The sequence below is a fragment of the Terriglobus sp. 2YAB30_2 genome (assembly GCF_052114765.1).
Lineage (GTDB): Bacteria > Acidobacteriota > Terriglobia > Terriglobales > Acidobacteriaceae > Terriglobus.
Genome location: NZ_JBFRFJ010000038.1, coordinates 1 through 11,012, shown reverse-complemented (window position 1 = coordinate 11,012; position 11,012 = coordinate 1). Strand labels below are relative to the sequence as shown.

Annotated in this window: 6 protein-coding genes; 3 read left to right on the top strand and 3 right to left on the bottom strand. The window is 58.0% G+C overall.

What is annotated here, in order from left to right; translation table 11 throughout:
• Nucleotides 1-185: 185 nt before the first annotated feature.
• Genes AB4Y89_RS24195 through AB4Y89_RS24185 form a run of 3 tightly spaced genes read right to left on the bottom strand, consistent with a single transcriptional unit; the run spans nucleotide 186 to nucleotide 6,334 of the window.
• Nucleotides 186-587: a VOC family protein gene (locus AB4Y89_RS24195; protein WP_442303513.1), complete on the bottom strand. Its 402-nt coding sequence runs from the start codon at nucleotides 585-587 to the stop codon at nucleotides 186-188.
• 19 nt (nucleotides 588-606) lie between these two features.
• Complete coding sequence (locus AB4Y89_RS24190; protein ID WP_442303512.1) at nucleotides 607-2,790, bottom strand: TIM-barrel domain-containing protein; 2,184 nt, start codon at nucleotides 2,788-2,790, stop codon at nucleotides 607-609.
• A gap of 58 nt (nucleotides 2,791-2,848) precedes the next feature.
• Nucleotides 2,849-6,334, bottom strand: coding sequence for a carboxypeptidase regulatory-like domain-containing protein (locus tag AB4Y89_RS24185; protein WP_442303511.1), 3,486 nt, complete (start codon nucleotides 6,332-6,334; stop codon nucleotides 2,849-2,851).
• Between the two features lie 167 nt (nucleotides 6,335-6,501).
• On the opposite strand from AB4Y89_RS24185, the gene AB4Y89_RS24180 reads away from it, so the two are divergent.
• The 3 genes from AB4Y89_RS24180 (at nucleotide 6,502) to AB4Y89_RS24170 (ending at nucleotide 10,758) form a co-directional block, all read left to right on the top strand.
• Nucleotides 6,502-7,188 (top strand): GDSL-type esterase/lipase family protein, encoded by a 687-nt coding sequence (locus AB4Y89_RS24180; RefSeq protein ID WP_442303510.1) that lies wholly within the window; start codon nucleotides 6,502-6,504, stop codon nucleotides 7,186-7,188.
• Nucleotides 7,189-7,275: 87 nt separating this feature from the next.
• Nucleotides 7,276-9,504, top strand: a complete 2,229-nt coding sequence (locus tag AB4Y89_RS24175) for an FAD-dependent oxidoreductase (protein ID WP_442303509.1) — start codon at nucleotides 7,276-7,278, stop codon at nucleotides 9,502-9,504.
• A gap of 6 nt (nucleotides 9,505-9,510) precedes the next feature.
• Complete coding sequence (locus AB4Y89_RS24170; protein WP_442303508.1) at nucleotides 9,511-10,758, top strand: MFS transporter; 1,248 nt, start codon at nucleotides 9,511-9,513, stop codon at nucleotides 10,756-10,758.
• Nucleotides 10,759-11,012 lie beyond the last annotated feature (254 nt).

Sequence of the window (11,012 nt, the reverse complement as noted above, 5' to 3'; positions counted from 1 at the left end):
AACACAGATGATCCGCACTCAGAACTTCATCCACTCGAGGCGGCACCAGGTACCCTTGCTCCGGCGAATAGGGCAAATACCGTGACATACTCTCTTCTCGTATAAATAACCCCGAAAAGCAAGTACTCACACAGACTCTGAAGGCCCGCTCTATAGCTCTACAGAGAAATCAAACCCGATACGCCCTAGCCCTGTTTGTTCTTTAACTCCCAGGAAAAGTCATAGAACACCCGCAGTTGATTGCCGTCGAGGTCCGCGACCCTGAACTCGCGAAGGTGCCAGGGCTTATCTTCCGGCTCGGCCAGGATCTTCGCTCCCGCATCCCGCCAACGCTGGTAGAGCTCATCGACCTGCTGTTTGCTCTCCAGGTTCAGCCAGATAACGACCTTCTCCCCATTGCCGTAGTGACCGCGGAAAGCTGCATTCGTCAGGAACATGCGGCAGGCCCCCTGCGAGATGCCGCCGATGCCACCGAGATCGTTGCCCCAATCGAGCTGAAATCCGAGCGCCCGGACGTAATACTCGGCGGCCTTTTCGATATTGCTGACCGGAATCTCCGGAACCGCCATCGGAAAGTGCGTAAGCATGATGCCAACCAGCTTACGCCTACTCGCCTCCGGTCACGACATAGCTCGCGCCGGCGCGCGGAACGAAGGTGATGGCATGGCCATCCGTTCGCGTTGCGACAGCAGCGCCCGAGTTCGTCACCTTCACCGTTGCGATCGAGCGGATTGCAGGCACCTTCACCGTAATCACCTGCTCGCTCTCGGGTAACGTGAGCTGCACTGTCGAAGCCTTACCAACGGGATAGACACAGATGCGCGTCTCTCCGTTGATCTTTTCCAGGGTGATACCTGATCCGCCGATAAAGACAGGGGTCTTGTTCACCGGCATGGCAAAGTCCTTAAGCATCTGCTTCCCTTCGTAGATCTTGCCGGTGTCGTAGTCCATCCAGCGGCCTTCGGGGAGATAGATATCGCGGCTCGTGGCCGAGAGATAGTCATCGCCATAGAGAGGCGCGGCCAGCATGGAGTCGCCGATCAGCCACTCGTAACCACGGGTGGTGGAGTTCTCACGGCCATGGACATTGGCATCGTCCGGAAAGGCGATGGGCAGCGGAGTCATCGTCCAGGGATAACCGTCTGCGTTGGCTTTGCGAGCGTTGCTGTAGAGGTAGGGCACGATTCTGGCGTGGAACTGCGCCGACGCCAACATCACGTCCGAGACCTCCTTGCGGAAGCTCCACGGTGGCTCACCCATGCCCATGGAAGCGTGCAGCGAGGCCCAGCGCGCATTGCGCATCATGTACATTTCCATCTTTGGCGTGCGATTGGTGCTGAAGTGATTCTCGCCAAAGGTGCCGCCCACGATATCGGGATAGACGTATGGGAAGCCGCTGTACGCGAAGGCCAGGGCGTTGACCGGTCCACGATCCTGCTGCTGGTTGTAGTTGAAATCGTTGATGCGGTGCAGGTCACCGTTGGAGGAGAGATATCCGTTGCGCTCGATGATCAACTGCTTCTGTGCGAACAGACGGTCATTCGTTGGATCGACCTTGTCATCGCGCAGGTCATAGCCGGCATAGCCGTAGAAGTCCTCTTTCCATCCGTTGATGCCGTAGTCCTGCCACTTCTTCACCAGGCCGATGTACCAGTCCAGAGCCGCCGGGTTGTGGGCATCGAGCAGGTAGTATGGCTGCTTTGGCCAGCCGCCCTTATAGACCTTTGCCTGCCCGTTTTCGGTAAGGAAGTAACCATGCTTGACGCCTTCGTCCGAGTAAGGTCCACCGACGATGAAGGTGATACGCAGGCCGAGCATGACAGCCAGCCCCTCATCGCGGAAGTGCTGGATCAGCGCCTTCGGATCGGGATACTTTGTCTTGTCCCAGTAGCCGAAGCTGGTGGTCTCATGCATGGTCTCTGGCTCAGCCGGCCAGAAGCCTGAACCGATCACCATCCAGGTCAGCGGATAGCCATCCTTCAGATAATGGTCCACACTGTCGCGGACGGTGTTCGTATTGGTCTCCCAACCAAGAGCGCCGAAGGCCTCCCAGCCCACGCCGAAGGCTTGATACTTCGGCATCTCTACCTTGTATCCGGCTGCTCTGCGGACACGCAGATACTCCGCATAAATAGCATGCGGCTCGCCGAAGAAGTAATAAAGGTGCACCTTTGCCGGCGCACGCTTCACACCCTGCACGATCTGCTGCGCGGAGGTATGAACGATCTTCGTGGTTGGATCGATCAGCAGCTCGGCGAACTGCTGCCTGGGATAGATCACAAAATTACTGACCAGCCGCGAGATTCCCTGTCCAGAGAGAAAGGCATCATCCGAGAATCCGGTAACGTCTGTCGTGAATGACTGGCCACCGGCGTTCTCATACTTCGCTCGATACACCGCATGGTCCGCCAGTCCATACGCCGGGCTTGCGCCGGAGGTTTGAAAGCGAAGCTCAGCCCCCGGCTCTGCGACACTGACTTCAAGATCCGCACAGTGTGCCGAGAGTGTCACCCTCAACGACATGCGCTTCCCTGACGTGGTGCTTCCCTCGAGCGATACTGTGCTGGATGTAGCGTTCACCCGCTTGAACCGAACCGGTTCGCCGCCAAGCAGGACGCCTGCACTGCCGTCCGGCGTTACGATATCGCCGGCTCCTGCTGCGAAGCCGTAGCGGCCTGAGGACTCGTCAAGATGAAAGGTCAGACCCTGATACTGCAGGCGGGTCTCCGCATAAAGACATGACGCACACGAGATCGCGGAGACACAAAGAAGACTGGCCAGGCGTTGCATAGTTCTCCCTGAAACAAAACATTGCAGAGGCCCGGTCTTGCGGCCGGGCCTCTGCGCATTAGAAGTGGAGCTTCGCACCCAACTGTAGCGTACGGGCTGCGTACGATGTCGTGATGACGCCCATGTTGTTATTTGTGTTCACACTGGTACCGGAGTAGGAGGCATTCGGCGCGCCGAGGTTGACATGATTCAAGGCGTTATACGCCTCAAGCCGCAACTCCAGCGAGGTTCCCTCGGTGATCCGGGTTGTTTTGAAGACCGACATATCGAAGTTGACGACGCCAGGCGCGCGCAACTTCGAGTAGAACCGAGGCGCGTTGCCGTAGGTGTAGGCAGCCGGGTTAGTGAAGGCAAGATAGTTGAAGCGACGATATTTGCCCAGCGTGTAACCGGTGGGATTCTGCATCAGCAACGACTCATTCAGGTCCGGGCGTGTTGCCGCGGAGTTATTCGCTCCGCTGAAATTCAACGGGCGTCCTGACTCCAGCGTCATGGTGGTATTGAATTGCAGGCCACCAACCAGGCGATCCATCCATCCACCTCTGTTCAGATAACGGCGATTACGCCCGAAGGGAAGATCGTAGAGCACGGCCACGATACCGCGGTGGGTGACATCGATGGCATCGACACTGTAGTCACCATCCAGATTGCGTGGATTCTGAATACCGTTCCCTGTCTGAGTAATGCCTGCAGTGGTAGCGATATCCGTATAGATCGGCAGGCTCATCAGCTTGCCGTACGTATACGATCCCTGGAACTGCAATCCCTCAGCCGCTCGACGCTGCAGCGTGACATACATGAAGTTGCCATCGAAATGTGCCGAGCGCGGAAAGCTCTGCAGCACGCTGGACATATACGGATAAGGACGCAGGAGGTTCGCACGCGAGATGGTTGCGCCATTCAGCGCGGAGTTCTCAGGAATCTTTCCGGCGTAAGGATTCGGCACCAGGGCATTGAGATACGCTGCGCCCTGCGAAGCGTAGCTGGGATCGAGCGTATTGATGTTTAACGTACCCAGATTGAAGTAGCGGCCATGGTTACCCAGGTACGAGAGATCCATCACCATCTTGAACGGCAACTGGCGCGACAGCGTAAGGGTGTACTGCATACTCTGCGGCGTGCGGGCACGGGGCACGACGTAATATCCGGTTTGGCCGCGGAAGGAGATCTGTCCAAGCGACGAGCCCAGAGGCTGCAGCGCAGGTGAAGGCACACCGTTCTTGAACAGGAAGGCGGTTCCGTAGGTCGTAGAAGCGTTGTAGCTGGTGGTAATGCGACCGAAACCATTTGAGCTTCCCGCAGCTTCGTCATACGAAGCCTGAGCCGTGGTGGGATAGTACATTGCATAACCACCACGCAGGACGGTCTTATTGTCATTCGTCAGCACAAGGGCGAAACCGAGACGCGGTCCCCAGTCGCTCCAATTCTGGTGTACAAAATTGCGGCCTTCGCCATTGAGCCCGGCAAACCGAACTGCTCCGAGATATCCGGTCACAGGGTTAACCTGCGTAATGTCGAAGTTGCCCATGCCATTCTTCTTCTCGTACGGCTGCTGCTGGAAATCCCAGCGTAGTCCGAGATTGAGCGTCAGGCGCTGGTTGGCGTGCCAGTCATCCTGCACATATCCGGCGATCTGGAACTGGCGGAAGGCTGTGCCGCGCGCCAGTTGCGTGCTCGCCGAAGAAACATTGCCGGCGAGGAAGGTGGCAAAGCTGCTACCCACATTGCCATTGGTTGTGACCAGAACAGTATCGGAGCCCTCCGCTGTGTTGTTCGAGCTGAAGCCGTAGGAGCCCGACGCATTCCCGGACTGAAGATTGAAGCCTTCAACCCAGCGGCCATCGAAGCCGAAGTGCATGGTGTGAGCACCCAGGGTCTTGGTCAGATCATCCAGCAATTCAAAGGTTGTGGAAGCACGGAAGCCGATCGTTCCATTCAACGCTGGAACACCAGAGATACTCAGGATTGGAGCAACGTCCCCACCGACACCGGGGAGACCGATCTTCTGTGCGTAGTTCTGGTTCGCGGTCGCTGCCTGGAACGGGAAGTCAGAGCGCAGGCCGGAGAGACGGAGATCGTTCACCATTGTCGGCGAGAAGATGTGCGTCTCCGCCAGCATTGCAGTGAAGTTCGTCAGCGTGTCATTACGGTAATAAAGCGGCCCAAAGCCCTGAGAACCATTGTTCGTGTAGTTCTGGTAGTAGGCATACCGTGCGATGATGCTATCCCTGTCGCTCAGCCGGTAGTCTCCACGTCCAAGGATCGTGCGCTCGGTCGAGACCAGCTTTGGATTTGCCAGATAGTTGTTCGCATTCGTACAGCTATCGTAGGAACCGATAGAGTTGTTCGGAGCGGGAATGAAGAGATTCATGGCCGCGATCGAAACCGGGTCCTGACGCGAGGCTGAAATCTGATTGTTTGGGAAGGCCTGACGCTGCGTCGTTGCCGAGCCTGTGTTGGGATCAAAGATCTTGAAAGGCGTGCAGGTGCCACTCACAACACGGCGCAGATCGCTGAAGTCACCACCGCGCTCTTGCACCGTCGGCACCGAATAGTAGATCGCTGAGCCGGTGACATACCGGTACTCTTCGTAGTTTCCAAAGAAGAATGCCTTATCCCGGATGATAGGGCCGCCGAAGGTGCCACCGTAGTTATTGAAGCGAAGCTCCGGCTTTGTGGTCTTGGGCAGCGCGATGGTCGCATCGAGATAGTCGTTGCGGAAGAACTCATACACCGAACCGTGAAACTGATTCGCGCCGGAGCGGGTAACTACGTTGATGACGCCGCCGGAGGTGTAACCGAACTGCGCCGGGATAACTCCCGTCATGATGCGGAACTCCTGCACCGAGTCAGCCTTGATATTGATGGCCACCTCGCCCAGATAGTTCTGCAGATTGCTGGTGCCATCGAGCAGGTTATTATTGCCGCCCGGAACGCCGCCTGAGATGCGGATTGCTGAAGCCTGTGTACCGCGATTGGTGAAGCCCTGGTTGGTCGCGCCTGCGGCTGAGACCACACCCGGGCTCAATGTGGCCAGCGCAAGCACGCTGCGCCCATTCACCGGAAGCTCCTGTACAGCGCGCGTGTCGATGGTGTTGCTGATCTGGGCATCGACGACGTTCAACGCCGGCGGAGTCGACTCAACCACAATGCTGCTGTCGACGGTGCCGACCCGGAGCTGCGCATTGGTCGTCACGTGCGCGGCGGCGTCCACCACGACATTGCGTGCCGTGGTAGTCGAGAATCCGGCGACGACGATGGTGACGCTGTAGGTCCCGGGTGGCAGCGGCTGTGACTGATAGAAACCATTCTCGTTGGTCGTGGCCTCGTACTTCAGGCCGGTGGCGTCGTTGGTGACAGTGACTTTTGCATTCGGAACAACGCTTCCGGTCGGATCGACCACCGTTCCTCCGATGGTTCCAACGTCCTGCTGTGCGCGGCCGGTCATGGGCAGCGCCAGGAGGAGCAGGAAGGTTATCGCAATCCAGAAGCGCCTTGTAATTGTTCTCTGGCGGCGCAGGGAGAGTCGTATTTGTCTGGTCATATTCGTCAGGCCTCGTTACATCAAACGTTTAACTTCTCGGATTCGGCGAATACCTGGGGGAGAGCTTTCGTCGGAACGCCAGAATCCTAAGTTCGTCAGAGAAATCTTGTCAACCGTTTAATCTTCAGGCAAGATTCATTTTGTTCCGTTTGAGAGGAGTCCCTTTCGTGCACCGTCTATCTCTGTTCTGTCTGCTACTGGGCACAGCCTGCATCGCGCAAACTTCACCGCCTGCGCCGTCAAACTCCGGTGAAGCGGATTTTGCGCAGGCCGCGCGCTATCGCCAGGCCAACGAACACCTCTCGGCGGAGGTTGTCTTTCTTGGCGACTCCATCCTCGATTACTGGGGATCGCGGGAGGGAACCTGGTTCGCCTATCCCGGCTGGATCAATCGCGGCATTGGCGGCCAGACGACGCAGCAGATGCTGCTGCGCGAGCGGCACGACGCGCTCAATCTGCATCCCAAGGCGATTGTGCTCGAAGGTGGCGGCAATGATATGCGCCTTGGTTTTTCTCCAGAGGAGATCCGGGATAACTTCCTCACGATGGGTGAGTTAGCGGCATCACACGGCATCCGCGTCTACGTTGCGGAGATGACTCCCGTCTGTGACTGCGTTCGGCCTCTGACCGGCCTGCGGACAGTCGCCCGGATCCGGCAATTGAACGATCTGCTAGCCGTCATGTGCCGGGAAAAGCATTGGGAGCTGCTTCGTTTCAACGCGCCGCTGGCTGATGCGAACGGCTTGATGCGGGCGGAACTGACCGTAGATGGCGTACATCCTAAGTCTGCCGGCTATGCACTGCTGGCGCCCATCGTGGAACAGGCGCTGGCCGGCTACCGCAAGAGTCCCTAGACAACTTAAACGATTAACCTATAGTGTTTCTCTGGCAAGTTTCATTCCGGATGAGGGCAGGGTGAAGTGGTGAGAAGTCTTACGCACGTGGAAGAACGTGGCGATCTGGTCGTCGTTGGCGGCGGCCTCTCCGGCGTCTGCTGCGCAGTGACCGCGGCACGCAAGGGAATCAGTGTTCTGCTGGTGCAGGACCGCCCTGTCCTGGGCGGCAATGCCTCAAGTGAAGTACGACTGTGGGTACTGGGGGCGACCTCACACATGGGCAACAACAATCGCTGGGCTCGCGAGGGCGGCGTTATTGACGAGTTGCTCGTAGAGAACATGTGGCGCAATCCCGAGGGGAACCCGATCCTCTTCGACTCCATCCTGCTGGAAACCGTCAAGCGCGAGCCGAAGATCACCCTGCTGTTGAATACGGCTATCCATGAGCTCGATATGGAAGGCGGCGCCATCGCGCGCGTACGCGGCTATAACAGCCAGAACCAGACGGCCTACACACTGGAGGCGCCGCTCTTTGTCGATGCCTCCGGCGACGGCATTCTTGGCTTTCTCGCGGGCGCAGAGTTCCGCATGGGCGCCGAAGCCCGTTCCGAGTTCAACGAAGGCATGGCTCCGGAGACCGAGGAGCACACGCTGCTTGGTCACTCGCTCTACTTCTACAGCCGCGATACCGGTCAGCCCGTGAAGTATGTGCCGCCGGCCTTTGCACTGCAGGACATCACACGTATTCCGCGCTTCCGCGATATTCGTGTCTCAGACAGCGGCTGTCGTCTATGGTGGCTGGAATACGGCGGAGCCCTGGACACAGTCGGGCAGACAGAAGAGATCAAGTGGGAGCTGTGGGCGGTAGCGTACGGTGTATGGAACTACATCAAGAACTCCGGCGAGTTTCCGGATGCGGAGAATCTCACGCTGGAGTGGATGGGGACCATCCCCGGCAAACGCGAGAGCCGCCGCTTTATCGGCGATGTCATCCTGACGCAGAACGATGTCGTGCAGCAGAAGACCTTTCCGGATGCCGTCTCGTTTGGCGGGTGGGCGATCGACCTGCATCCTTCGGACGGAGTCTTCAGCTCAAAGCCCGGATGCACGCAGTATCACGCGAAGGGCGTCTACCAGATTCCATTCCGCAGCATGTACAGCCGCAATATTCCCAACCTGCTGTTGACCGGCCGACTGATCAGCACGACGCATATTGCGTTCGGTTCCACGCGCGTGATGGCGACCTGCGCCAGCAACGGGCAAGCTGTCGGCATGGCTGCCGTCCTCTGCGCAGAAGAGGGCTTGCAGCCGCGTGACCTGCTTGAACCTGCCCATATGCATCGGCTACAGCAGGATCTGCTCGCGGCAGGACAGCATATTCCCGGCGTTGTCTTCCAGACAGAAGCCGATCTCTCTCGCCAGGCTGTGGTCTCCGCCTCCAGTGAACTTCTATTGCAAGAACTGCCATCCTGCGGCGAGCTTGCGGAAGAGCGCTCTTACGCTCTTCTAGTCCCATTCCAGGATGGTCCGAGCCCAGCGCTGTCGCTCTATGCTGACGTAGCGAGTTCAATGACACTGCGTGCGGAGCTGTGGACCTCAGCGCACTGCGGAAACACCACTCCGGACGTGCTTGTAGCTACGCTCGATGTTCCAGTAGAAGCCGGCCGCGGTGTAGAGATTCCGCTTGACTTCAAGGCACAACTGTCATCCACTGCGCACTACTTCGTCATGGTTCCTGCGCAACCGGACATTCACCTTCATCTCAGCACCGCACAGATGCCGGGCGTTCTCACCGTCTCGCAGAAGATGAATGCTGCTGTGGCCAAGAGCCTGGTGCAGACTCCGCCTGAGGGTTCCGGTGTCGACACCTTTGCCTTCTGGCTGCCCGAACGCCGGCCGAAGGCTCGCAACCTGGCGGTGAAGTTCCATCAGCCTCTCGCGCTCTATCGCCCTGCAAACGTGATCAACGGTCTCAATCGGCCATGGCGTGGAACCAATGCATGGACTCCGGCAATGGACGACAACGCACCGGCACTCACACTGCGCTGGGAAGAGCAGGTTGAAGTACGAAAGGTGTCCATCACCTTCGATACCGACTTCGACCATCCCATGGAATCGGTACTGATGACGCATCCGGAGCGGATTATGCCGGGATGCATTCGCGCCTTCCGCGTCTCCACGGCTGAGGGTGTAAGGTTGGCAGAGGTAACCGAGAATCACCAGACACAGTGGACTCTGGATCTGCCGGCGCCAGTCACCACTTCAGGCCTGCGTATCGATGTTCTGGAACATGGAGAGGCTCCGCCTGCAATCTTCAATGTGTCCTGCTTCTGAGGCGATATGACCAAACGCACGAATCCCTGGAGTATCGTTGCCCTGCTCTTCGCGGTAGCGGTTCTGAATTACTTTGACCGTCAGAGTCTTTCGGTCGTTGCTCCACGGATGCAAGCGGAGCTGCACCTCTCCGACGTCGGCTATGGACATGTGGTCAGCCTCTTCCTTCTGGCCTCCGCCTTTGCGTACGCGCTCTCAGGCTTCGTCTGCGACGCTCTCGGCACGCGCCGCTCCATGGCGTTGTTCGTAGCCTTTTGGTCAGCAGCGGAAGCGGCGACGGCGTTTGCCTCCTCCATTCTTCTTCTCGGGATCGCACGCTTCTGCCTGGGGCTCGGAGAGCCTGGACTGTGGGTGGCCGCCCCCAAAGCCGTGGGCGAGGTTCTGGACAAAGCTCGGCGCAGTCTTGCCGTGGGCATCTATACGGCCGGCGCAACGATGGGAGCGATCATCGCCATCCCCGCCATCCTGGCCATCACCACACATCTTCCCTGGCGCAGCATCTTTCTGATCGACGGAGCCATGGGGCTACTGTGGGTTCCTGTCTGGTTATGGATCTATCGGGACCAGCCACGCAGTGAGACTGCGACTCCAGCCGCAACGAATGTCTTTCGCGATGTCATCGCGCAGCCGCAGATGTGGCAGCTTTTGATCGCTCGCGGCATGACCGATCCGGTCTGGTACTTTTACCTCTTCTGGTTTCCCAAGTATCTGCTGAGCGATCGTCATCTCACCGCAAGCCAGATGGCTCACTTCGGATGGATGGTCTATCTGGCAGGCGGTATCGGCACCATCGTCGGCGGCTCACTCTCCGGCATGTTCATCCGCCGCGGTCTCGACCCGGGAGTCGCCTATCGCCGCACCATGCTCTTCTCAGCGTTCGCTGTATTGGTGAGCCCGCTCGCATATCTGAGTCCCGGCATCGGCATGACGATGCTGTTTGCCTCGGTCGTGGCTATGGCGCATATGTCATGGCTCACGAATCTTACCTCGACGCTGCTGGAGGTCTTCTCACCGCAACAGTTGGGACGCGCTGCGGGACTGATCGCCGCAGGCAGTGCCTTTGGAGGTATGCTTTCGAGCGAGATCATTGCTTACTGCCTGACGCATGGGGGCTATCGCCCGGTGTTTATTGCGATGGGCCTGATGCATCCGATTGCGATCGTGCTGTTGTGGACAGCCTTCAGGGCGAAGCCTCGGGGTGAGATGCAGGTACCGGTTGCAGGAGAAGCGCTTGTTGTGGGTGATGCGAACTAAGCGCATTGATAAATTCGGTTGATCTGAGGCAGTCAGAACATGGCTGAAGCTGGTGGGAGCAGCGGGCTTCAGCCCGCTGGTAAAGGTATAAAAGTAGATGGGCTTTAGAGTCTGTGTGAGTACTACTTGATTTTCGGAGTTATTTATACGAGAAGAGAGTATGTCACGTTATCTTCCCTATTCTCCAGAGCAGGGTTATCTTGTTCCGCCTCGCGTGGACGAAGTTCTGAGCGCGGATCATCTGTGTTTTTTCG